Raw genomic sequence first — 24,781 nt, forward strand, 5'->3', positions numbered from 1 at the left:
GGCACCTACCAGAGCAAGGGCCGACCTTGGTCGGCACCCGCCAGAGCAAGTGCCGACCGAGCACGCGCATGTCACATCCCTGCGCTACTCTGTACCCAGGTCGCAACAGGAGTCATCGCATGCATCGCGCACGCCAGCATGCTGCCAGCCAGACCCGCGAGCGACGCCATCGCCTCGCCCACGAAGCCGCCCGCCTGATGGCCGAAGGCGGCATCCGCGACTACCACCAGGCCAAGTTGAAGGCCGCCAGCCGGCTCGGCATCCACGACGATGCCTCCCTGCCCCGCAATTCCGAGATCGAAGACGCCCTGCGCGAGCACCAGCGGCTGTTCGCCGGCCCCCAGCACAGCAGCCAGCTGCAGCGCCGCCGCGAGGCTGCGGTCAACGCGCTGGATTTCCTGCACGGCTTTGCCCCGCGCCTGGTCGGCCCCGTGCTGGACGGCACCGCCGATGCCAACAGCCCCGTGCAGCTGCACCTGCACAGCGACGATGCCGAGGCCGTGCACCGCTTCCTGGACGAACACCGCATCCCCGCCGAATCGCGCACGCGCCGCCTGCGGCTGGACCGCGAGCGCAGCCTGGACGTTCCGGTCTGGGTATTCAGTGCCGAAGAACTGACCTTCGACCTGGCCGTACTGCCCTACGACGCCCTGCGCCAGGCGCCGCTGTCACCGGTGGATGAAAAGCCGATGCGGCGCGCTTCGGCGGCGCAGGTGCGGCAGCTGCTGGCCGAAGATGAAGCCAGCAGCTACTTCGGCACATGAGGTAGCGCCGGCCGCGACCGGCGCCCCCCCTCGCCCACCTACCAGTGGCTGTGCGGCAGCTGGTCGCGATACATCACCCGCCCCATCAGCGGCCACGGCTCCCGATAGCTGGACTGGTACATCATGTTGGCGTGCATGCGCCGCAGGTCATGCAGTATCCACAGGTGTGCGTGCACATCGCCGAAGTCGTCCGCCCAGCCGTGGGCCAGGCGACTGCGCTCCCCCTCCAGTTCCGGCACCACGTCCTCCGGCACCTCCAGTACCGGCTGCAGTGCCTGGTGCACCTGCATGCTGCGTTCGCTCGCCTCGTGCAGGGTCTGGATGTACTCGCTCACCTTCTCGCAGGGGTACGGCGCGCACACACCAGCCATGCCGATGTAATCGGCAATGTCAGCCAGCATGTCCGACTGCAGTTGCAGCGACACCGGCACCTGCAGGGCCTGCCGCACCTGCATGGCCCGCTGCGCACCGGCCACGATGCGCGCATGGGTAGTGAACGGCGTCAGCCCGCGGCCATCGGCATGGCGCACGGCCCCCATCCGCCGATGCGCCTCGTAGGACAGCATCTCCATGCGCACCTGCGCCGCCTGCGGGTGGACGCGCGGCACCGTGGGGTTCATCGCGCGCCAGCCTACCCAGACCGTCGTGACCAGACACACGCCCATGAAGACCACCATGAGCGTGACCGAATTGAGGTAACGCCGGTAGTAGTGGAACTTCGCGCGCAGCGTGTAATAGCGCCGGTAGCTCATGAAGCGGCTCACGTAGCGATAGCTGCGCATTTCCTGTTCCAGCCTGCTGGAACGCCGCCCCGGTTCGGGGTTCTGCTTGTCAGTGCTCATGGTTCACCAGCCAATGCCCAGGCCCACGCCCATGGTGCGTTCACCACTGTTGGTGAAGGCGCCATTGAGGCTGAAGGTGGCCGAGCCTTTTTCGTTGAGGACACGCTGGTAGCCCACCGCCATGGCCGATTCGCCATCGCTGTAGCCCACGCCCGCGCCCAGGCGGTTGTAGGTGTTCAGGCCCGCGGTGTTCATCGCCATCGCGCTCTGCGCGCTGCTCATGGCCGCCATGCGGTTGAAGCGCTTGTCCATCTTGTCCAGGCGCGCATCCACCTCGCGGGAGATGCCATCGCTGTACTCGTTGGCGCGGGCTAGCATCTTCTCCAGTTCCGCGGTGTCGACCTGCGGGGTGGGCTCCTTCGGCGTTTCCGGGGTGGCGTTGGGGGCCTTGCCGGTGTCGGCCACGGTCGGAGTTTCGGCTGGCGGCTGCGGGGCTTCCGGCGTGCTGGCGACGCGTGCCTGCGGCTGGCCGTCGATGCGCTGTTCCAGCCCATCCATGCGCCCGTTGAGCTGCTGCTGCACGTCGTGCAGCTGGCCACCATTGACCGCGTCACGGCTACCGGCAGCCACCAGACCGTTGGCCACGTTGGAAATGACCATGCCCTGCGCACCGGCCAGGGTGAGCTGGTTCAGGCCATCGCTGCGGGTGGTGGTGTCCTGGAAGACCGAGCGGAGCTGGGTTTCCACCTGGTCCATGCGCGAGCCTTGGGTGGTGACCGCACCATCGAGCGACTGCAGGGCATCGCTGAGGGTGGACTGCTGCTGGCCCTGGACAGTGAAGTGCGGGCCGATGATGTTGCCGTTGCTGTCGATGTGAGCGCCGCCGCCTAGGGTGGCGAGAGTGGCGTTGAGTTGGGCGACGGTGGTGGCGTCCTGGGCGTTACGGCCGTTGGCTACGTTTACGATGCGGCGCTGCCGTCCTTTGGTTCCCACGGACACAGTATTGGCTTCATCCGCAATGGAAGCGTGACCCAGCGCAACGGCTCCCTCAGCACTGGCTTCCACCACAGCCCTCGCACCAAGGGCGACTCCTCCATTGGCCTGAACATGTGAACTGCTACCCAACGCAAAACCCTCCGTGGCGCCCTCCACTACCCACGAAGCACGTCCAAGCGCCACAGAGTTCGTTCCCAGAGCCTTCGAGAAGCTACCAACCGCAGTGCCACCTTCGCCGGTCGGAGAAGATTCCGCAGAATCGCCGATAGCCACACCCAGCCAACCCGCCGATGCATCAATGCTCAGGTCGTCGTAGCCGACCTTCATGAAGCGGCTTCCCTGCTCAAGGCCATCCATGCGCTGGTTGGTGGCGTACAGCTGCCGGCCATTCACAACATCCTTGCTCCCAGCGGACAGCTCGCCATCCGCCACACCAGTCAGTGTCGCGCCGCCGAAGTCAATTACGTTCCCTACCTCCGCCGCAGACAAGCGTGCAAGATCGTTGTTCGTCACGTGAGAATCGCGTAGCGCATCCAGATCGCTGCGATTGCGGGCGATCTCCTGCTTGGCATCGTGCAACTGGCTACCCGTCACTGCATCGCGACTGCCCGCTGCGATTCGACCATCAGCCAGATTGGTCAGCACCGCGCCCTGTGCGCCGGACAGCGTGAGTTGGTTCAAACCATCAGCGCGGATCCCGGTGTCCTGGAATACCGAGCGCAGCTTGCCTTCCAGCGAGCCGACCCGTGCATCGGTCACGACCACCGCGCCATCCAGCGCGGTCAGCGCATCGCCGACAGTGTTGTGGTTGCTCCCCTGAATCGCGTAGGTGGGCGCGATGATGTTGCCGCTGGCGTCGAGATCTGCACCTCCTCCAAGGGTGGCGAGGCTATCGGTCACCTGAGACACAGTCGCCACATCGGTGCCGGCGCGCCCCCGCGCCACATTGACAATTCTTCGCAACCCGCCGTTCGTGCCAACTGATACCGTGTTGTCCTCAGTAGCAATCGATCCGTACCCGATAGCAACGCTGTTGCTTGCGGTCGCCTCAACGATAGCTAGCGCTCCAAGTGCAACACCACCGCTTGTTTCCACGCGGGAGCTGGCACCAAGTGCAAAGCCCTCTTCTGCCTCAGTCGCAACGTATGCAGCACGTCCCAACGCCACCGAGTTGACACCAAGCGCCTTCGAGAAGCTGCCCACAGCGGTGCCACCCTCACCCGTTGGTGACGACTCTGCGGAATCCCCGATGGCGACACCCAACCACCCCGCCGACGCATCCTCGCTGAACTCGTCGTAGCCAACCTGCAAGAAACGACTTCCCTGCTCCATCTGCTCGATCCGGGCATTGGTGGCAAACAACTGCCCACCATTCACCGCATCCGTACTGGCAGCCGAGCTGATATCTCCCGGACCAACACCCTTCACCACGGCACCTTCAAGGTCAACCAGGGTCCGGTCAGCATTGAACTTCACCACGCCTTCCAGATCCGGTTCGAAGCCATCGAAGTCGGCGCGCAGGCGGTCCAGATCCGTGCGATGGTCAGCCAGACGATCAGCGTGATCCACCAACTGCAGATCCTGGGCCTCGTTCCGCACCTCGGTCGCACCTACGCGCTCGTTGGTGGCAAACAGCTGCTGACCGGTCACTGCATCGGTGCTCGATGCGCCCAGGATGCCGTTGGCGATGTTCTGGATGCGGCGGCGCGCGCCGTTCTTGTTGGACACGTCCAGTACGGTGCCGGTGTTCTCGGCGCCCAGGCGAACCTGGCCGCTGGCCGACACCTGCCCGACCAGACCGGCCACGGTACCCACCTGGCTGAGGGCGCTGTCGGCCGCCGTCTTCGCGGCAGTTGCAGTGGACTGCGCGGTGGTCACCGCCGTGTTGGTGGCATGCAGCTGCTGGCCAGTCACGGCATCGGTGCTCGATGCACTGAGCGTGGCGTTGGCCACATTGCTGATACGGCGTGCGGCACCATTCTTGTTGGCTACATCCAGCACGGTGCCGGTGTTCTGCGCACCCAGGCGCACATTGCCGGTGGCGGAGACCTGCCCGACCAGACCTGCCACCGTGGTCACCTGACCAAGGGCATTGTCGGCGGCCGCCTTGGCCGCAGTAGCGGTGCTACTCACGCTGGTCAGTGTGGTGTTTGTCGCGTGCAGCTGCTTGCCGGTAACGGCATCGCTGCTGGTTGCGCTGAGAGTGCCATCGTTGACATTGACGATCTTCCGCTTGAGCGTTTCATTTCCCACGGAAATCTGATTCATGCCAGTGGTCTGCGAGCGGAAGCCCAACGCAACGCTGCCACTATGTGTAGATGACGCCTCGTTGCCCAATGCTACGCCGTAGGAATCAGATGCCATTGCATCCAATCCAATCGCTACGGAACGACCGCCTACCGCCTTGGCACGATAGCCGATTGCGGTTGCTGCGTTGGCGCTCCAGGCTCCTGATCCAACGGATGTGGCACCTACCCCTCCATTATTCTCCCCGTCGGCACCCACACCGGCACGCGCTTTCGGGCCCAATGCCACGCTGTCGCGATCATGCGCAATCGATGTGTTGCCCAATGCGACACTCGCGGAGGTGCCGCTGCCACCGGCCACGGCCGAACGGCCCAGCGCCAGCGCCTGCGCATCCACGCGCGCCGCAACAGTGTCCGCCGCGCTCTTCGCTGCCGTTGCCGTGGTCTGCGCCGTGGTCACTGCAGTGTTGGTGGCATGCAGCTGCTTGCCGGTTACCGCTTCGGTGCTGGTGGCGCTAAGGGCGGCGTCGGCCACGCCGGTCAGCTTGCGGTTGGCGTTGGACTTGTTGCGGATGTCCAGTTGGGTGCCGGTGTTGTCACCGCCCACGCGTACGGCACTGCTGGCCGAGGTCTGGGTGACCAGTCGCGTGTTGACCAGTGCCTGGTCGGCAGCGGTCTTCGCGGCATTGGCCGTATTGGTCGCGGTGATGACGTTCTGGTTGGTCGCGTAGAGCTGCTGGCCAGTTACCGCATCGGTACTGTTGGTGGACAGACGAGCGTCTGCCACATTAATGATCCGGCGCTTCAGACTTGAATTGCCAACTGAAACCGAATTGTTCTCGTTGGCATCTGAATGCGCCCCGAGCGCAACACTCCCGATACGACGCGCTTTGGCTTCGTAGCCAAGTGCGATGCCGTCGTACTCTGCACGAGCAGCGCCACCCAACGCTACTGCCCCAGTGTACCCCGCGGTTCCGGCAAACGCATTGCCACCAATGGCGATACGCGAGTTTCCGCCGGAGCTGTTCACTGTTCTGGAACCACTACCTACTGCAATGGAGTTCTCCGAGTAGGCGCGCGCGTCGTTACCAAGAACGGTGGTGCCCACGCCATCGCCGATCGCGGTTGCTCCTATGACAGTGCTGTAGCCCTGCCATGATTGGGCACCATAACCAAAGACCGTACTGAAATCTCCATAAATGTTGATCGAATGCCCGAACGCAGTGGAGAACTTTCCACTTGCATTCATGCCGACACCCGTAAACAGCACATTTCTCGAACTGGGAGCGACAACGGAGTGCACATAATCGTCAACGCTCCCGAATGACGGTGTGCACCGGTAATAGGTCCCGCCCAGTTCCCCGCTACAGGATTCGTTGAACATGGCATAGCCGCTGCCGAGCGTGGATCTATTGGCCCTCGGCATCTGGCCCATTACACCTGCCCTGGATTCATACCCCGCATGTGCCGCCGAGCGCATCGCCTCCTGCATGGCAAGCTGGGTGGCGGGTGCCCCCAGGTCATTGCCCACGATTTCCAGTGGTGCTTCACCATCTTCATTCTCGCTGCCACGCTCCGATGCAACAGACAGCAGGGGTGTACCAAGCAGCATCAGCAGCACGCTGGCCAGTGCACGCGGACCCGCAGCACGCTTGCCACGCGCCGCGGCCAACTCACTGGCCACGACCCAGCACTGCCGCGCAGTGCACCAGATACGACGATAGATTCTGTTCATGGTTTTTCCTTAACAGACAAGGGAAAAGAAGCCCGTCGCTGCACGCCGCCGCGACGGGTCGAGCGCTTCAGAGCGCGAGGGCCTGCACGTGTTCGCGATAGCCATCGCGGGTCAACCGATAGCGCAGCTGCAGGCGATGGCCGGGCTTCGGGGTAAAGGGCAATTGCAGGGATGCACCGGGGTACAGGCTGCGTGAGACGTCATGGGCGGTGCAGGCGCCGGCCGCATCGCAGTCGGCCACGCTGGTCAGGCCCACGCGCAGGGTTCCGGCATTGACCAGGTTGTTGCCCTGCACGCGCACGTCTACGTGCCCGTTGGCCGGCACCACGTTCACCAGCGCCCCCCAGATCAGGCTCATGCCCACGGCAGCGCGGGTAGCCGGATCGTCCGGCTCGGCGTCATCAGGACCGCGCACACCTTCGAAGTAGACGCGGTAGGCGGTCTCCTTCTCCACCGGCTGCAGCGGAATGACCCGGATCAGGCGATTGCCGCCACCGGCCAGGGCGAACTTGCCCGGGGTGATGGCAATGGCAGCGTCGGCTGGCTCGATCTCGATTTCCTGCTCGTCAGTGCTGGCCGGATCGTCGATGCGGCGAACGGTGGCCTGCACGTACTGCGCCGTGGTGGATTGCGAGTACACGCGGATCTGCGCGCCCTTCCGGGCCTCGACCGAGGTACGCATCGGATGCACGGTGAGGTTGGCGTGGGCGGGCGCGACGGCAAGCAACAGCGCGCAGGCGAACAGGCAGGACAAAACAGGATGCATAGGAGGCTCCATCAACTTCAAGGGCGGGAGGTGGGCAGGCGCAGTTCGACCTTCAGATCACCCTGGTAGGCACCAGAGCGTTTCTCGTCGATGGGCACGCGTGGGGTATCGAGGGTGAGCGGCGTGGGCACGCAGAACACCGGCTGCGACATCCCGGGCAACATCACCAGACGCAGCCGCGCCGTATCGATGTTGCGGAGTTGTTCCTCCACCCCGTTGCGCAATGGAATGCGTGCGCCGTTGTGATCGAGGGTGACGGTGTAGTCCATGCGTTGGCTGTCACCACCGGCGCCGTCGGTGTGCCAGACCGAATAGCCGGTGGGACCGGGAGGCCGCGTGCCGCTGTCGCGCACGGTGACGCCGAGGTACTCGCTCTGCGAACCGAGGCCGTCATACAGGCACATCTCCAGGTGCGCGCGGCCACCGACCGTTCGGGCAATGGGGTCGTAGCTGAGATTGAGGCCTACGGTGGGCGCGGCTTCCTGGAATTCAGGCAGGTAGATGGAGACCGCGTCGTAGTCGGTGATGGTGAGCGTGAAACGGTAGGTGTACGTGGCGAGGTTGCGGGCGTCGGGGGTGTTCGCGCGGAGTTCGAGCGTTGCGGTCCAGATGCCTGCGACAAGTTCGATTAGCTCCGGCATTTCAAGAGCAAGCTGAGCACCGGTTCCCGCAGCGTTAGCCCCCGGACAGACAGTGAAGTAGGTCGACCAAGGCGCGAAGATCCCCGATTGCCAGAAGTCGCCCAAACAGGCTCTGTTGTCCATTGCGCGGGAAAGGCCGCCACTGATGCGCACTTCCTTATGCATCTGTGAGCGCTGTTCCACGAACGTAAGAGCAATTGGCTTCAGCCCGAGGTTCTGATCTCTAATCCCCTCCACAGGGCACCGCCCCCTCTCCGCGCTGCTATCAGAAACACACGTCAGATGCAGCTCGCCGTAGCGCTTGCCCAGATCCACATGGTCGTACGCCAACAGCGTGCGCGGAGCCCACAACACAATGTCCCCCGGCATCGCAGACCGATCCCACGTCATCACGATGTCGCGATGCTCATCAGTCGGGTGCGTCTCCGGCGGCCGTTGCGCCATCGCGCGCGGCACCATCACCACCAGCGCGCAGAACAGCACCAGCCACCACCACAGCCGCCGGCTCATCGCGCACCTCCCGCTGCGGCCTGCTGGCTGCTGGCAATCAACGCCTTTTCCTGCAGCAACCGCGTCACCCGCGCCTGCTGGCGGATGTCCGCCGGCAGCTGCGCCACGTTCAGCGGTTCGCACCGCACGGCTCCCACCAGCAGCACCACCTGGCGGCGTTCGCGTATCTGCAGCGGGCATTGCAGCAGGCGGTCGTCCTGCAGCAGGTACAGCACCGTCTCGCGGCGCGGGAAGTCGGCCACGAAGCCGCCGTTGCTGCCGGTGCCCGGCACCGGTGCGTTGAGGATGCGGGCGCCGCGCAGCGGCGTGCCGGCCAGGTCCTGCGCGTTGCCGATGAAGGTGTAGGTCACTTCAATCGGAACTGGCATGCGCATCAGCTTGCCCGGCGGCAGGAACAGCGGGCGTGCGCCGCCCGCGCCGCTCAGCCGGATGGAGGCGATGCTGTCCAGCGCGCTGGCGTCCTGCACTTCGGCGCGGTGCGATTGGTAAGCCGGCAGTGGCAGCAGGCGGCGTTCGCCCAGCTGCAGGCGCTGGCGGCGCAGGCCGCCCACCTGCAGCTCGGCGGCCACGCCGGTCAGCTCCAGATCGTCGGTGCCATCGACCTGTACGGCCAGCCCCGCGTCGGCACCCAGGCCACCGCCCCAGTACAGCCCGCGCGAGCCCAGCGCGACGCCGGAACTGTGGGTGGCGCTGTAGGCCATCTCGTCGCGGCCGCGCTGCTGGTAGCGCGACACCGTCGCGCCGGTGTGGCCGATGCGGTTCTGCACCTGCGCGCTCAACGTGGCGCTGTAGCGGTCGCTGTTGTTGCCGCGCAGTTCGGCGGACAGTTCGCGGAACTGGTCATCGTGGTCCTGGCGCAGGCTCTGCGCCACGCTGTAGGTCAGGTCCGGGCGCTGGTGCTGCGGCTGGCGCAGATCCAGCCCGTAGCGGCGCTGCGCGTTGCCGCGCTCGCCCTGCTGCAGGCGGGTCAGGGTAAGGGTGAGGAACACACCGCGATCGCGGCTGCTGCGCAGGCTGCCGTCGTTGTGCTGCTGCCACACGCCCAAGCGGGTGGACGCACTGAAATCGCCCCAGCGCTGGCTGCGGTTGTAGCTGGCCTGCCAGGTGCGGCTGAGCTGCGGTTCGCGGCTGGGCTGCGGCGCCCACGGCGGCAGCAGCGGGTCCAGGCCATACAGCGGATCGTCGATATCGCCGGGCACGCCCACGCCCTGCCGCCAGCTCTGGCGCCGGGTATAGGCCAGGTAGGCATTGCCCCCGGCCACCGGCAGCGCCACCGAGGCGCTGAGCGAATCGACGCAGCCCAACTGGTCGCGTGCATCGTCGCGGAATTCGCATGCCTTGCCGCGCATGCGCTGCTGGTACAGATTCCACGACGCACGGCGGCGGTAGGACAGCTGATACTGCTGCCCGCTGCTGCCATCGCTGCCGTGCATGCCGCTGAAGCTGGCGCGGATTTCCTGCGTGGCGAACAACCGGCGCAGGTCCACGCGCAGCTCGCCGTAGCTGAAGCCGCCCAGGTCGGCCACACCGGCGGTGACAGTGGCGCTGCGCCCCAGCGGCACGCGCACGCCGCCCATTGCGGACATCTCGCCGTCGAACTGGGCGCTGCGGCGCTCGCTGCGGCGGCCGCCCTGCAGGAACCACTGCACGCTGCTGTCGGCCCAGTCGCCGCCCTTGTCGAAGGGCGCGTCTTCGCTGCGCACCAGCACGCCGTCTTCGTAGATGCGCAGGGTGACGGTGTAGTTGCCGAACGGGAAGCGGCGCGTATCGATCTGGTTGATGCCGGCCTGCAAGTAATAGGTCTGCAGCAGGCGCTGGCCGTCGAAGGCATCGACGCGTGCATCGCGCGCCAGCAGCACGGTCAGCGGCGTGGCCTGCACGGCCGCCTCGCTGTCCACGTAGGCCTGGGTGGTGCCGATGCGCAGGCCCTGGAAGCGGTCCAGCGGCAGCATGCTGAAGCTGAAGGTGCCGCCTTGCGGGCTGGACAGATTGCGGCGGTCCATGCGCCCGGCCTGCAGGTAGTGCTCGGGGCCGATGTCATGCCGGTAATAGGCGTTGTCCATCTGGAAGTCGTGCCGCGTGCGCTGGTTGCGGTAGCGCTGGTGGCTGAAGGTCCAGTTGGCCGAGACGTGGCCGCGCTCGAACAGGCCCAGCACGCCGGTACCCTGTGCGGCCAGCGCCTGGTAATCGCGGCCGCCACTCAGGTTCACCGTCTGCTGGTGCAGGAAGGCGTTCTCGGCATTCGCGCTGACCTGGTGGTGGCGCTGCGCGGCGGGTTCGCCGGGAATCCATTGGCGGGCGACAAACAGGCGCACGGCGCCCTCGCCCTCGTCATACAGTGCGCGCACGGCGGTGGGGTCCTCCGGGGGATCGAGATAGCCGCAACCGGCGGCGGCACCGCCATAGCGGCAGGCCAGGTGGCTGTTGCGTGGCAGCGGCTGCGACAGCGCCGGCAGCAGCGCGGCCTGCGCTTCGGCGGGCAGCTGCAACGCCTGCAGTGCCTCGGCGGGCGCTTCCAGCTGCACGTGGTCCAGGGTGACGCGCACGGGCAGCAGGCCGCTGGAGCGGCCGAACAGGCGCACGTCCAGCTGCTCGGTCTGGCCTTCAACCAGATCCTCGAAGCCGGCGGGAACGCCGCGCGCGGCGACCATGGGCGCAGCCAGCGACAAGGCAAGCGCGAACGCCAGCCGGGTAACGGCGGGGGCGGGAACGTTCATGGGGGGAGCAACCAGAAGCGGCCGGCCCGGCAAGCGGGCCGGCGCGGGGCGGAACTTACGGGCTGGCGGTCTTCTGCTTCATGGCGATGCTGACCATGCCCTGGAAGCGGTCGGCCACGGTGATGGCGCCCGGGGTCTTCTGCGCGATCTGCAGCGGCATGGCGACCGACGCGCCCGGCAGCGCGCCGTCGAACAGATCGACGGCCAGATAGTCGGTGGCGGCCAGGCCCAGCTCACGGCTGTTCAGGCTGACCGACAGCGGCACCGACGGCGTACCGGCGGCATCGCCAACCAGCACCGGCTCATTGATCAGGCGCACTTCGATGTCCTTATCGATGTCGTTGGAATAGATGCGCACCTGCTGCGACCACGGAATCAGGCCACGGCCCGGCGCGTGGTCCAGCTTGACGGCATCCGGCAGCGGGCTGCCGTCGGCCTGCAACAGGGCCAGGGTCGGGTCGACGTCGGCCAGGATGGTGATGTGGGTTTCGGCGGCATTCGCGGACAGCGAAGCGGTGACCAGCGCTGCAGCCAGCGCGGCCTTCTTGAAGATGTGCATGGGTGTCTCTCTCGGACAATGAAATAGGGAAAGCTCCCCTCCCGAACGGAGATAAGGGAGGGGAGCGCCGCCCGCCTGGGTGGGGGTGGGCGACGGAGAGAATGGTAGGAATCCATACACCCCGGCGGCTATTCAAGCATTCCTAAAACGTTGAACGTTAAGTGGAATTTTTGAACTCGCTCAATGTTCGAGAGTTATGCAAGTTTCCTCAGGTTGGGTTTGCAAGAATCCTCATTGCAAAGATCGCGCAATCGAGCATGGATCGGCTGTACAACCGCAAAGGGCGCGCAAAAAAACGCCCCGCAGGTGCGGGGCGCTGGGTGGGGATTGAACCCGCGGTTTCAGAAGAAAATCGCGTACAGGATGAGCAACGGAATCGGTACGCCCAGCAGCCAGAGCAGGATCATTTTCATGTCAGGTCTCCTTGTTCAGAGGTCGCGGCGACGACCGCCCCAGGTGGCGCTGAGGCTGGCGAAGAACGCGCCGATCAGCAGGGTGATGAACAGCCACAGTGCGGCGTAGGCAGTGGCCTTGCGGGCATCGTCAGCCGCTTGCTTGGCCGTGTTCTTGGCCTTTTCCAGCGCAGCACGCATGCGGGTCTGCACATCGGTCACGCGGGCCTGCGCTTCCGCCGGGCTCATGCCGGTCTCACGCGCGATCAGCTGCGACAGATACTGCGTGTCGGCAGGGTCCAGCCCATCGCCCTGCAGGCTGTTGACGATGATGCGGTTCACTTCGGCGCGCACTTCGCGGCGGTCGCCCATCGGGCCACGGCCCGGCATCGGGCGCGGCGGCGCCACACCGGCCTCGCGCGGGCCCGCATTCGCTGCCGGCGGCGGAGCAGCGTTCGGATCCATGGGTGCACCCGGCGGTGGCGGCGCCGAGGGATCGGCTGCACCGGCGTTGGTGGCGCTGCGGAACAGTGAATCCACCCAGTAGTTGAGGTCGCCTTCCGGTGCAGCTGCGGCGGCGCTGCCAGCACCGGCAGCCGCAACACCCGCCGTGGACGCCGCCGCCCCTGCGGTCGCGCCCGCCACCTTTGCACCGGCGCCCAGCACGCCGCCGATGGCCGAGGTCAGCAGGCCGGCAGTGAGAAGCGTAGCCACCGCCCACGAAACAAAGCCGTGTGCGGTATCGCGGAAGTAGGTTTCATCGCCGTGGATCTGTGTCCACTTGATGCGCAGGCGCCCTGCCAGATAACCGCCCAGGCCAGAAGCAGCCAGCGCCGTGAATGTCAGCCAGAGGATGCTGGACCAGCCGAAGGTCTCCTTGCTGACGCCTTCGAACGACCACGGTGAAACTGACGACAGGCCGAGGCCAACGCCCAGGATCAGCAGGATGAGTGACAGCGCCGCAGCGGCTGCAGCGCCGGCAAAGATGGCGCCCCAGGAAACGGCACTTTCGCTGGGCGGTGCCACGATGGGCGCGGTGACGACGGTGGCTACATCGGGCCCGAGCGGTCCGCGCTCGGGTGGATCAAAACGGGTATTCATGGAATGGACGCTCCGTATGCAGTGCTGCGGGTGCAGCTGGCGTCCTGAGGCTGCGCGTGCAGGCGTGAAGCTGGCGAGACTCTGGAATCACACGGTCTTGGCGCGTGGCGGTAAGTCCATGCGAGGCGTGGATGGTGATCGCTGACACCAGGATCGTGCCAACCAAGGTTGGCACCTACCAAGCGCATCGTGCCAACCAAGGTTGGCACCTACCAAGCGCATCGTGCCAACCAAGGTTGGCACCTACCAAGCGCATCGTGCCAACCAAGGTTGGCACCTACCAATCCGAAAAAAAAACGCCCCGCACAATGGCGGGGCGTCTTCATTGCAACCTGCCGGGGCGATCAGCCCTGGTAGTCGCGCACGTCGCTGCCGGTGTAGACCTGGCGCGGACGGCCGATCTTCATTTCCGGGTCAACCTGCTGTTCCAGCCAATGCGCCACCCAGCCGGAGGTACGGCCCAGGGCGAACATGACGGTGAACATTTCGGTCGGGATCTGCAGCGCCTTGTAGATGATGCCGCTGTAGAAATCGACGTTCGGGTACAGCTTGCGGGCCACGAAGTACTCGTCCTGCAGCGCGGCCTGTTCCAGCTTCACGGCCACGTCCAGCAGCGGATCCTGCACGCCCAGCTGCTTGAGCACCTTGCTGGTCATTTCACCGATGACCTTGGCGCGCGGGTCGAAGTTCTTGTACACGCGGTGGCCGAAGCCCATCAGGCGGAAGCCGGAGGTCTTGTCCTTGGCCTTCACCACGGCCGATTCGACGTTGTCGGCCGAACCGATCTCTTCCAGCATCTTCAGCACGGCTTCGTTGGCGCCGCCGTGGGCCGGACCCCACAGCGCGGTCACGCCAGCGGCGACCGACGCGTACGGGTTGGCACCGGTCGAACCGACCAGGCGCACGGTCGAGGTCGAGGCGTTCTGCTCGTGGTCGGCATGCAGGATGAACAGCAGATCCAGCGCCTTCACCACGTCCGGGTTCAGATCGTACTGGCCGTCAGCCGACTCGAAGGTCTGCTTCAGGAAGCGGCTGACGTAATCCAGCGAGGTGTCCGGCTTGTTGGCCGGCAGGCCCTTGCCGTGGCGGTAGATCAGCGCCGACAGGGTCGGCACCTTGGCGATCAGGCGCACGGCGGCCTGGCGGCGCTGTTCGGCGTCGGACAGGTCCAGCGAGTCGTGGTAGATGGCCGACAGCTGCGCGATGGCGGCTGCCAGGATGGCCATCGGGTGGGCATCCTTGGCGAAGCTGGCGATCAGCGCGTTGACCGAATCGTCGACGTTGGCTTCGGCGGTCAGCTCATCGGTGAAGGCCTTCAGCTGCTCGGCGCTGGGACGCTCGCCGTTGATCAGCAGGTAGGCCACTTCGACGTAGCTCGACTTTTCCGACAGCTGTTCGATCGGGTAGCCGCGGTACAGCAGCACGCCCTTGTCGCCATCGATGTAGGTGATGGCCGACTTGCAGCTGGCGGTGGCGGTGAAGCCGGAATCGTAGGTGAAGAACCCCGTTTCCTTGGTCAGCTTCGCGATGTCGACGCAGTCGTTGCCAAGGGTGGGTTTGATGACGGGCAGAACGACCGACTTGTCGCCGGCGTTGAGCGTGACCTGATCAAGATCGGACACTGTGTGCGCTCCTTCATGGGAAGGCGCCTGCCCAAGCGCATTGGTCAGGCACGTGAATGACGTCCTCGGCCTGTGCCGGGGATCACGCCATTATCGCACAGCAGCATTTGCCGGGTGCTAGACAGAAGTCGTAGACAGCAGGCAGCCGCAGGCCTGCCGACAAGCGGCCCGGATGGGCAAAGCGGCCAGGGGCTGAACGCACTGTTCCGTCCATCCAAACGCCCGTTGGGCAGGCGCCGGACAAAAACAAACGGCCGCGCAATGCGCGGCCGTCGGTTCCAAGCAGTAACGACGTATCAGCGCGCGTAGCGCTTCTGGAACTTGTCGATACGGCCCGAGGTGTCGATGACCTTGTGCTTGCCCGTGTAGAACGGGTGCGAAGCCGAGGAAATTTCGACCTTGACCAGCGGGTATTCGTTACCGTCGGTCCAGGTGGTGGTTTCCTTGGTCGCCATGGTCGAGCGGGTCAGGATCTTGAAATCGGAGGTGACGTCTTCGAAGACGACGTCGCGGTAGTTCGGATGGATATCGGCCTTCATGGGCTCACACCGTAAATGGGCTGGTGGTCAAGAGCGGCATTATAAGCACCGGTTGCCGCGCGGGGCAACCGGTGCGTGGGCATTGGCCTCAGACCGCGCCCAGGGCCTGGCGTACCAGGGCCTCGAAACGGGCCTGGTCGTAGGCCATCAGCAGATCGCAGTTGTCGGGCTGGCCGGTCTGGCGGTTCCAGTCGACGATGGTGGCGCCGCGGCTGAACGTTCCGTTCAGCTCCACGTTCAGCGGACGCGATTCCACCTGCAGCTGCCCTTCCGGGTTCAGCGCCCAAGCCATGGCCACCGCGTCGGCGGTGTACCAGCGGCCGCCCTTGGCGTCTTCGGACAGCGCGCGGGTCTTGCGCGAGATCAGTTCGTAGAAGCGCGCGCGGTCGGAATCGGCCTGCAGCCACTGCTCGGCCTGCTCCAGCGGCAGGCCGTGGGCGACGGTGGCTTCCCAGTCCGACACCAGCAGGTGCTTGAACGAGGTGAACACCACGTGCGCCGCTTCCGGATCGAAGGCGATGTTGAATTCGGCTGCCGGGGTGATGTTGCCGTGGCAGGTGACCGCCCCGCCCATCACCACGATGCGCTTGATGCGCTGGGGCAGGGTCGGGTCCAGCTTCAGTGCCAGGGCCAGGTTGGTCAGCGGGCCCAGCATGACCAGCATCAGCTCGCCGGCGTACTGGTGCGACAGGCGCAGGATGGCCAGCGCGGCGTGCTCGGTTTCGGCCTGGCGGCTGGGCGGCGGCAGGTCCACGTCGCCGTAGCCGTCGCGGCCGTGCACGTGGGCGGCATCCACCGAGGGGTGCAGCAGCGGGTCGGGGCTGCCAGCGAACACCGGCACGTCGGTGCGGCCGACGATGTCGCAGAGCTTGAGGGCGTTGCGGACGGTGTAGTCGAGGCCGACATTGCCGGCGGCGATGGTCAGGGCGACCACGTCATGCCGTTCGTCGGCGAAGGCCATCAGCAGGGCCAGGGCGTCGTCCACACCGGGGTCGGTGTCGATCAACAGCGGGATCTTGTGGGTCATCGTTGCCGTCTTCAGATCGGCAACGAAGTGTGGACCGGGTTGATGACCGTTGCAAGTATGGGGGTGGGGGAGGTCTGGCAGGGCTGCGCCCTGCACCTGCTACGGGCAACGGCAACGGCAACGGCAACGGCAACGGCAAGAGCGGGCTATCCGTGGGATGGCGGGGGGGGCCGGTTGCGGGGGACGGCGCAAGTACGTCCATGTAGCCTCGGTCGCGCCATCCATGGCGCTCACGCCCCCGCAACCGGACCCACCCCGCCTTCGACAGTTATTCGCGAACTGTCGGTACGGCGATGGGGTCGGATCCCGTTGCGTTGCAACGGGCTCCGACCCCGTTCTGGAGCCATTCGATGTGTCGCGAATGCCTGCTTTGAAATGGATGTCATGCGCTTGCACGGAATTCGAGGTTTCAAACTTTCCTCATTGAGGTGGCAGGGTCTTCGTGCAAAACATGAGGGGCCATCGACAACGGATGGCACGGGACTCCAATCCCGATTGATCTGAGGGTTGTTTACGCTTGCCTGTCGGCGTCGTTCGTTCTGGTCCGGACGGCGTCGGCAGGCAATCCGTCTGTGCGCTACGGCGGGCGGTGCGTGGAGGGCGTCATGCCCACCGGCTTTCTTCAGATCACCGGTATTGGAGCCACGCACCGCCTGCCACCTGCGCTGCCGCGTCGGTGGTCATCCATTGAGGACACCACGATGAGCACTACCCACTATCCGTTTCTTGTCGCCACGCTGGGTGAGGCGGCGGGTCGGTTGCCGGATGATCTGGCGCGTACGCTGGAATCCACATTGGCCGCTACACAGCCTGCCAACAGCGGCGACGGTCCTACCCTGCTCGCGTGCCTGCGCCACATCCGTCAGGGCGATGGCGCCGATGGCCAGCCGGTGCCGGGCCGGGGCCGTTCTGCCAGCCAGCGTTCGGCGCTGGCCCGGTTGGACCGGGCTACGGCCGGCATGAGTGTTCTGCTGGAAGTGCTGCATGCCGCAGAGCGCGTGCGTGTGGACGGCGAGCCGGACCAGCAGGTGGGTGATGACGTGCGCGAAGGCCTGCTGCTGGCCTGCCGCGGTCTGTGCGAGTACATGGGCACGCAACTGCCAACCGGGTAAACCCCCGCCACGCGGATACGGATCTGGAACAACGCGCGCCGCGGGAAACGCCGCCGGGCATGGCCCGGCGCTACCAACCCGGTAGATCCACGCCGTGCGTGGATGGGCATGCCCTGGCCGCAACCATCACAAACATGAATTCATTGTCGCCGGGCACACCCTTGGAGCGCTCGACACCATTTGCTATAAAAACCAATACATATTTTATAGAAAACCGCCATGAAGCTGCCCGCCCCGGCGCCGGATCTGGTCACCCTGACCCGCAAGTACGGCGAGAGCCTCGGCCGCATTCTTGATGCGCGCATCGGACCAGAGGTGAATGGCGCCTACGAGCACTGGGACAAGCAGCGTCACAGGGCTCCCCCGCCGGGTCTTAGCGCCGAGCAATGGTGGCTGGGCATCGCCTGGACGCGCGCGGCTTTGCTCAAGCCCCTGCCGCTGTTGCTGGACAAGACGCAACAACCCTTCAAGCTTGCGCTCACCGATTCGATGCAGCGCCGACTGCACTTCATTGACCGCGAGGCTGCAGGCTCCGTGCAGGGGGTGGATGCCGCCAGCGGCCAAGGGCGTTTCCTGATGCGCTCACTGATCGAAGAAGCGATGACCTCGTCGCAGCTGGAAGGTGCTTCAACCACGCGGGCCGTGGCGAAGGAGATGTTGAGCACCGGTCGCGCCCCGCGCGACCCATCCGAGCGGATGATCTACAACAACTACGTCGCGATGAACGTCATCCGCGAACGCGGCGTACGCCCCATCACAGCAACCGAGATTCTGGAGCTGCATAGCATCCTCACGGACGGCACGCTGGAGCTGACAAGCGACAGTGGACGCTTCAGGACTGCAGAAGACAACGTTGCAGTCTTCGACCGTGGCTCTCCCCCCACGCTGCTGCACATTCCTCCCCCGGCCGAAGAAGTGCCGGCGCGGATCGAGCGGCTTTGCCAGTTCATCAACGAAGAAAGTACGCCCTTCATTCACCCGGTCGCCAAAGCCATCGCCGTGCACTTCCAGATCGGCTACGACCATCCTTTCGTGGACGGCAACGGCCGCACCGCGCGCGCATTGTTCTACTGGGCGATGATGAACGCTGGCTACTGGATGACCGAGTACTTCTCCATTTCCAGCGTGTTGAAAAAGTCACCCGGCAAATACATGCGCGCCTACCTGTACACCGAAAGTGACAACCAGGATCTGGGTTACTTCGTCTCCCAGCAACTGGAGGCAATCGAGCAGTCGATCCAAGGACTGCATGCCTACATCGCCAGGAAGCATGCAGAGGATCAAGCCGCGCGACGCATGCTGCGTACCGCACGGCTGGGCGGCGTGCTGCTCAATCATCGACAGCGCGCGCTTTTGGCCAATGCACTGAAAGACCCCGACCGGACCTACACGGTCGCCAGCCACCAGGCGGCGCACACCATTACCTATCCGACCGCATTGAAGGATTTGAATGGTTTGGTGGCAGCGGGGCTGGTCAGCAAGGAACGCGTCGGCAAAGCATCGGAGTATTTCGTGCTGCCAGGGCTGTCAGAACGGCTCGCCCTGTAGGTTGATCCACGCCGGGCATGGCCCGGCGCTACCCGGTAGATCCACGCCATGCGTGGATGGGCATCGCGAACCCTGCTCGACTGACGCCCGCCACGCGAACAGCAGCCAAGCATGGCTTGGCTCTACTGGGCATGCGGCAGAATCCTGCGCGCCGCGCCGCCGGGCGTGGCCCGGCGCTACCCGGTAGATCCACGCCATGCGTGAATGGGCATCGCGAACCCTGCTCGACTGACGCCCGCCACGCGAACAGCAGCCAAGCATGGCTTGGCTCTACAGGGCATGCGGCAGAATCCTGCGCGCCGCGCCGCCGGGCGCGGCCCGGCGCTGCCTGGTAGATCCACGCCATGCGTGGATGGGTATTGCGAGCCATGGGGTCAGAGCCCTTTGCTGTGCAAAGGGATCTGACCCCGAGGCTTATGCCGAGGCGTAGCGTACGGCGGTGCCGATCCAGCGCTGCACCACGCGGTCGGCCAGCGCGGGCTGCTGGGCCAGCAGGCGCTCGGCCAGGTCGTGTACGCCCGGCAGCAGGCCGGCGTCGCGGGCCAGGTCGGCAATGCGGAACCCGGCCAGGCCGGTTTGCCGGGTGCCCAGCAGTTCGCCGGGGCCACGCAGTTCCAGATCCTTTTCGGCAATGACGAAGCCATCGTTGGTTTCGCGCATGGTCTGCAGGCGCTCGCGCGCCATCTGCGAAAGCGGTGCCTGGTACAGCAGCACGCAGCGCGACACGGCCGAGCCACGCCCTACCCGCCCGCGCAGCTGGTGCAGCTGGGCCAGGCCAAGTCGCTCGGCGTTCTCGATCACCATCAGCGAAGCGTTGGGCACGTCCACGCCCACTTCAATCACCGTGGTGGCCACCAGCAGATCGATCTCGCCGGCCTTGAACGCGACCATCGTCGCCAGCTTTTCCGCGGCCTTCAGCCGGCCATGCACCAGCCCCACGCGCACGCCCGGCAGCAGCGCCTGCAGCGACTCGTAGGTGGCCTGCGCCGGCGTGGCATCCAGCTCCTCGCTTTCCTCGATGAGGGTGCACACCCAGTACACCTGCCTGCCTTCCTGGCAGGCCAGAGCGATGCGCTCGATCAGTTCCGGGCGGCGGTCGTTGTTCAGCGCCACGGTCTGCACCGGGGTGCGGCCGGGCGGCAGTTCGTCGATGGCCGAGACATCCAGATCGGCATACTCGGACATGGCCAGCGTGCGCGGAATGGGCGTGGCGGTCATCACCAACTGGTGCGGCACGCTGTGCGCGCCGGCCCCCTTGTCACGCAGCGCCAGGCGCTGGTGCACGCCGAAGCGGTGCTGTTCGTCCACGATGGCCAATGCCAGGTCCTGGAACACCACCGCCTCCTGCATCAAAGCGTGGGTGCCGACTACCACCTGCGCCTCGCCGTTGGCCACCTGCTCGATCACCTTGGCGCGGGCCTTGCCGGTCACCTTGCCGGCCAGCCAGGCAATGCGCACGCCCAGCGGTTCCAGCCAGCCGCGCAGATTGTTGAGGTGCTGTTCGGCCAGCAGCTCGGTGGGCGCGGCCAGCGCGACCTGCTTGCCCTGCTCCACCGCCAGCATGGCGGCCAGCGCGGCCACCACGGTCTTGCCCGAGCCGACGTCGCCCTGCACCAGCCGCAGCATCGGACTGGGCCGCGCCAAGTCTTCGCGGATCTGCTTGAACACCCGTGCCTGCGCGCCGGTCAGGGCGAACGGCAACTGCTTCAGCAGGGCCTTGGCCAGCTTGCCCGGACCCGCCAGCGGCGGCGCATGGTGCGCCTGCAAGGCAATGCGCTGGCGGCGCAGGCTGAGGTGGTGGGCCAGCAGCTCTTCCATCGCCAGCCGCCGTTGCGCCGGGTGGGTGCCAGCGGCCAGCGCGGCCAGATCGGCATCCGGCGGCGGCCGGTGCACGGTCAGCAGCGCGCTGCGCAACGACGGCAGGCCCAGGCCATCGAGCCAGCCAGTGGGCAGCAGCTCCAGCGTGTCTTCTTCGGGAAGGCGGTCCAAGGCCTGGCCGATCAGCTTGCGCATCGTCATCGGCCCCACGCCTTCCACGGTGGGATAGACCGGGTCCAGACGATCGCCGAGGTCGGGGTCGTCGTGGCGGCCCAGCACCTGGTAGCTGGGGTGGACGATTTCCAGCCCCAGGTGGCCCGGTTTCGGCGTGCCGAAGCAGCGCAGCCGGTTGCCCACCGCAAACTGGCCCACCTGCTGCTGGCGGAAGTGGAAGAAGCGCAGCACCAGCGTGCCGCGGCCTTCGTCTTCCACCGCCACCTTCAGCATGGGCCGGTGGCGCATGCCGCGTTCGACCGCCACTACGCGCACGTCCACCTGCGCCGGCACGCCGTTGCGCAGGTCTTCGATCAGGGTCAGGCGGGTACGGTCTTCATAGCGCAGTGGCAGGTGCAGCCACAGATCCTGCAGGGTGGCCAGGCCACGCGCCTGAAGTTTGGCGGCCACGGCCGGGCCCACGCCGGCCAGCATCGCCAAGGATGCTTCGCCGGACGGTGACAGTGCCGGGGTGACCGCCGCCTTGCGTGCCACGTGGCGGTCAGTCGATGACCATCACCGCGTCGACCTCGAAGTTGGCGCCCTTCGGCAGGCCCGAGACTTCGATGGTGGAACGGGCCGGGAACGGGGCCTGGAAGTAGTCCTGCATGACCGCGTTAACCTTGGCGAACTCGCCCAGGTCGGTCAGGTACAGGCCCAGACGCACGACCTTGTCCAGCGAACCACCGGCGGCTTCGGCCACGGCCTTCAGGTTGTCGAAGGCGCGGCGGGCCTGCGCTTCGATATCGCCGGCACCGACGATGTCACCGGTGGCCGGGTCCAGCGGAATCTGGCCGGAGAAGTACACGGCGTTGCCGGCGCGCACGGCCTGCGAGTACGGGCCGATGGCGGCGGGTGCCTTTTCGGTGTTGATGATCTGGCGGGACATGGTCGCTCCGGTGCTTTGGGAAAACAGAGCGGTGATTGTAGCAACCCGGTAGCGCCGGGCCATGCCCGGCGAGCGTTGATGAATGCCGCGCTGCGCGCTCGCCGGGCGTGGCCCGGCGCTACCGCGCCAGCATCCACGCGTGGCGTGGATCTACTGCCGGCGTACCGACTGCACCACCGACAGGCGGCGCAGGCGGCGCATCACTTCGGCCAGGTGGTTGCGGTCGCGTACCTGGATGTTGAACGCCAGCACGGCGGCGTTGAAGTCGCGGTCCAGGTAGTCCACCCGTTCGATGTTGGAGTGGCTCTGGGCAATCGCGGCGGCCAATTGCGCCAGCACGCCGGTGCCGTTCTCCACTTCCACCACCAGGGCGGTGTCGTAATCGCCGGACACGGTGGTGTCCCAGCCGATCGGCACCCAGCGTTCGGGCGACTTGCGCAGCTCGGCCAGGTTCGGGCAATCCATGCGGTGCACCACGATGCCCTTGCCGGCGGTGTGGTAACCCATGATCTCGTCGCCGGGAATCGGCTGGCAGCAGCCGGCGAAGGTGACCACGCCGCGTTCGCTGCCGTTGATCAGGATCTTTTCCTGCGAATGGTGGCGCGGGCCGCCACGCAGTTCGGCGTAGGACATCAGCGCCTGCGCGGCCTGGGTCGGCATCCAGTTGCCCAGCGCCACTTCGGCCAGCAGCGCTTCCAGGCGCGGGTAGCGGTGCTCGGCCAGGAAGGCGTCCAGGCGGCCCTTGGGCAGGCGTTCCAGCGACGAATCCATCGCTTCCAGCGCGCGGTCCAGCATGCGATGGCCCAGCTGCACGGCGTCTTCGTGTTCCAGCTGCTTCAGCTGGTGGCGGATGGCGGTGCGTGCCTTGCTGGTCACCACGAATTCCAGCCACTGCGGCTTGGGCGTGGCCGAACGCGCGGTGATGATTTCCACCGACTGCCCCGACACCAGCTTGGTGCGCAGCGGCACCAGCTTCTTGTCCACGCGCGAGGCCACGGCCATGTTGCCCACGTCGGTGTGCACGGCGTAGGCGAAATCGAGTGCGGTGGCGTTGCGCGGCAGGGCCAGGATCTTGCCCTTCGGGGTGAACAGGTAGACCTCGTCCGGGAACAGGTCGACCTTCACGTTGTCGAGGAATTCCAGCGACGAACCGGCGGCGCGCTGCGAATCGATCAGTTCCACGATCCAGGCATGGGCCCGGCTCTGCGCGCTGTTGGGGGTGTCGCCGCCGAACTTGTAGGTCCAGTGCGCGGCCACGCCGCGTTCGGCGATCAGGTCCATTTCCTCGGTGCGGATCTGCACTTCGATGGGCGAACCGTACGGCCCGAACAGCACGGTGTGCAGCGACTGGTAGCCGTTGGCCTTGGGAATGGCGATGAAATCGCGGAAGCGCCCGTCCAGCGGCTTGAAGGTGGCGTGCACCGCGCCCAGCGAGTGGTAGCAGCTGGGCACGCTGCGCACGACCAGGCGGAAGCCGAACACGTCCATCACCTGGTCGAAGGACTTGTTCTCGTCGCGCATCTTGTTGTAGATGCTCCACGGAGTCTTGATGCGGCTGACCAGGCGGTGTTCCAGGCCTTCTTTGGCCAGCCGCTGCGACAGCTGCACTTCCACTTGCGCCATGGCCTCGCGGCGCACCACCGGCTGGCTGCGGATGTGTTTTTCGATGATCGCGTGGCGCCACGGGTACAGCGCCTTGAAGCCCAGGTTCTGCAGCTCGCTCTTGACCAGGCTCATGCCCAGGCGCTGGGCGATGGGCGCGTAGATTTCCAGCGTTTCGCGGGCGATGCGGCCGCGCGCTTCGCGGCTCTGCGCGCCCAGCGTGCGCATGTTGTGCAGGCGGTCGGCCAGCTTGATCATGATCACGCGCAGGTCGCGCGACATCGCCAGCAGCATCTTGCGGAAGCTTTCGGCGGCCGCTTCCTGGCGGTCGCGGAACTTCAGCTTGTCCAGCTTGGTCACGCCATCGACCAGCTCGGCCACGGCTTCGCCGAACTCGGCGGCCAGTTCCTCGCGGGTCAGCGGGGTGTCTTCGATGGTGTCGTGCAGGATCGCAGCGATCAGCGCTTCCACATCCAGGCCCAGCTCGGCCAGCACCTGGGCCACGGCCACCGGGTGGGTGATGTAGGGTTCGCCCGACTTGCGCGTCTGCCCAGCATGTGCCGACGCACCGACTTCCCAAGCCCGGCGCAGCAGCGGCAGCTGCTCGGGGGGCAGGTAGTGGGCGGCGCGTTCAAGCTGGAGGACGTAATCAGGTACGGCCGCGGCGGTGGGCGCGGCTACCTTGGCAGTGGGGCCTGGGTTCATGCCCGAAGCCTATTCCAGCGCGACGTTTACGGCAAACCCTGAATGCGAAACAGCCCGCACGGGGCGGGCTGTTCGGCTGTCCAGCAATGACCTTGATCGATGCGATCAATCGTCGTTCTTGGACATGTCTTCGTCGGCAACCACTTCGGCGGCGGCCCATTCCAGCGCTTCGCGCTCGGCACGCTCGCGCTCGGCCTTCTCGACTTCGTCGATCAGCGCGTTGTCGATCTTGCGGGCAGCGATTTCGCGCAGCGCCAGCACGGTCGGCTTGTCTTCGGTTTCGCTGTTGTCCAGCGTGGCCTGCACGCCATTGGCGAGCTGGCGGGCGCGCTTGGAGGCCATCATGACCAGGTCGAAACGGTTGTTAACGACTTCCAGGCAATCTTCTACGGTAATGCGGGCCATACGGGCTCCCGGCGACCGGTCGGCCGCTCAGTCGAATGAGGGAAAGGGGACGGAGTGTACGGCCAGGGGCTGGACAAAATCAAGCCAACCCC

General features: G+C 65.9%; 17 protein-coding genes. 3 read left to right on the top strand and 14 right to left on the bottom strand.

The window, feature by feature from the left end; all coding sequences use genetic code 11:
• Positions 1–119 precede the first annotated feature (119 nt).
• A complete protein-coding gene (locus C1930_RS16050) occupies positions 120–764 on the top strand; it encodes a hypothetical protein (protein WP_108754023.1) in 645 nt (214 codons plus the stop codon).
• 38 nt (positions 765–802) lie between these two features.
• On the opposite strand, the gene C1930_RS16055 is transcribed toward C1930_RS16050, so the two are convergent.
• From C1930_RS16055 to C1930_RS16100, 10 genes are all read right to left on the bottom strand, one after another.
• Complete coding sequence (locus C1930_RS16055) at positions 803–1,606, bottom strand: hypothetical protein (protein ID WP_159093627.1); 804 nt, start codon at positions 1,604–1,606, stop codon at positions 803–805.
• A gap of 3 nt (positions 1,607–1,609) precedes the next feature.
• Positions 1,610–6,523, bottom strand: a complete 4,914-nt coding sequence (locus tag C1930_RS16060) for an ESPR-type extended signal peptide-containing protein (protein ID WP_108772182.1) — start codon at positions 6,521–6,523, stop codon at positions 1,610–1,612.
• A 67-nt stretch (positions 6,524–6,590) separates the two neighbouring features.
• Entirely contained in the window at positions 6,591–7,289 is a 699-nt protein-coding gene (locus tag C1930_RS16065; protein ID WP_108772183.1) for a pilus assembly protein, read from the bottom strand.
• Positions 7,290–7,306: 17 nt separating this feature from the next.
• Entirely contained in the window at positions 7,307–8,440 is a 1,134-nt protein-coding gene (locus tag C1930_RS16070) for a CfaE/CblD family pilus tip adhesin (protein WP_108772184.1), read from the bottom strand.
• On the bottom strand, positions 8,437–11,157 hold the full coding sequence (locus C1930_RS16075; protein WP_108772185.1) for a TcfC E-set like domain-containing protein: 2,721 nt from the start codon (positions 11,155–11,157) through the stop codon (positions 8,437–8,439). The genes C1930_RS16070 and C1930_RS16075 overlap by 4 nt, the downstream gene beginning before the upstream one ends.
• Positions 11,158–11,212: 55 nt before the next feature.
• Entirely contained in the window at positions 11,213–11,716 is a 504-nt protein-coding gene (locus C1930_RS16080; RefSeq protein WP_108757061.1) for a CS1 type fimbrial major subunit, read from the bottom strand.
• A gap of 428 nt (positions 11,717–12,144) precedes the next feature.
• Positions 12,145–13,209: a hypothetical protein gene (locus tag C1930_RS16085; RefSeq protein WP_108757062.1), complete on the bottom strand. Its 1,065-nt coding sequence runs from the start codon at positions 13,207–13,209 to the stop codon at positions 12,145–12,147.
• 344 nt (positions 13,210–13,553) lie between these two features.
• Positions 13,554–14,831, bottom strand: a complete 1,278-nt coding sequence (locus tag C1930_RS16090; protein WP_108754031.1) for a citrate synthase — start codon at positions 14,829–14,831, stop codon at positions 13,554–13,556.
• 296 nt (positions 14,832–15,127) lie between these two features.
• Entirely contained in the window at positions 15,128–15,370 is a 243-nt protein-coding gene (locus tag C1930_RS16095; RefSeq protein WP_079223041.1) for a type B 50S ribosomal protein L31, read from the bottom strand.
• 88 nt (positions 15,371–15,458) lie between these two features.
• Positions 15,459–16,397: a nucleoside hydrolase gene (locus tag C1930_RS16100; protein ID WP_108754032.1), complete on the bottom strand. Its 939-nt coding sequence runs from the start codon at positions 16,395–16,397 to the stop codon at positions 15,459–15,461.
• A gap of 701 nt (positions 16,398–17,098) precedes the next feature.
• Here C1930_RS16100 and C1930_RS16105 point away from each other — a divergent pair.
• Together C1930_RS16105 and C1930_RS16110 are read left to right on the top strand one after the other, a co-directional pair.
• Positions 17,099–17,509 carry a hypothetical protein gene (locus C1930_RS16105; protein WP_108772186.1) on the top strand — a complete coding sequence of 137 codons (411 nt, stop codon included), beginning with the start codon at positions 17,099–17,101 and terminating at the stop codon, positions 17,507–17,509.
• Between the two features lie 219 nt (positions 17,510–17,728).
• A complete protein-coding gene (locus C1930_RS16110) occupies positions 17,729–19,057 on the top strand; it encodes a Fic family protein (RefSeq protein ID WP_108772187.1) in 1,329 nt (442 codons plus the stop codon).
• A 414-nt stretch (positions 19,058–19,471) separates the two neighbouring features.
• Here C1930_RS16110 and recG read toward each other — a convergent pair whose 3' ends face one another.
• The 4 genes from recG to rpoZ all read right to left on the bottom strand — a co-directional run bounded on the left by recG (position 19,472) and on the right by rpoZ (position 24,689).
• Positions 19,472–21,583, bottom strand: a complete 2,112-nt coding sequence (gene recG / locus C1930_RS16115) for an ATP-dependent DNA helicase RecG (RefSeq protein ID WP_108757065.1) — start codon at positions 21,581–21,583, stop codon at positions 19,472–19,474.
• Positions 21,584–21,590: 7 nt separating this feature from the next.
• Entirely contained in the window at positions 21,591–21,977 is a 387-nt protein-coding gene (locus C1930_RS16120; RefSeq protein WP_108772188.1) for a RidA family protein, read from the bottom strand.
• 150 nt (positions 21,978–22,127) lie between these two features.
• Positions 22,128–24,284 (bottom strand): bifunctional (p)ppGpp synthetase/guanosine-3',5'-bis(diphosphate) 3'-pyrophosphohydrolase, encoded by a 2,157-nt coding sequence (locus C1930_RS16125; RefSeq protein ID WP_108750975.1) that lies wholly within the window; start codon positions 24,282–24,284, stop codon positions 22,128–22,130.
• Positions 24,285–24,389: 105 nt separating this feature from the next.
• Positions 24,390–24,689: a DNA-directed RNA polymerase subunit omega gene (gene rpoZ / locus C1930_RS16130; protein WP_108750976.1), complete on the bottom strand. Its 300-nt coding sequence runs from the start codon at positions 24,687–24,689 to the stop codon at positions 24,390–24,392.
• Between the last annotated feature and the right edge of the window lie 92 nt (positions 24,690–24,781).

Source organism: Stenotrophomonas sp. SAU14A_NAIMI4_8 (assembly GCF_003086695.1).
In the GTDB taxonomy this organism is placed as follows: Bacteria; Pseudomonadota; Gammaproteobacteria; order Xanthomonadales; family Xanthomonadaceae; genus Stenotrophomonas.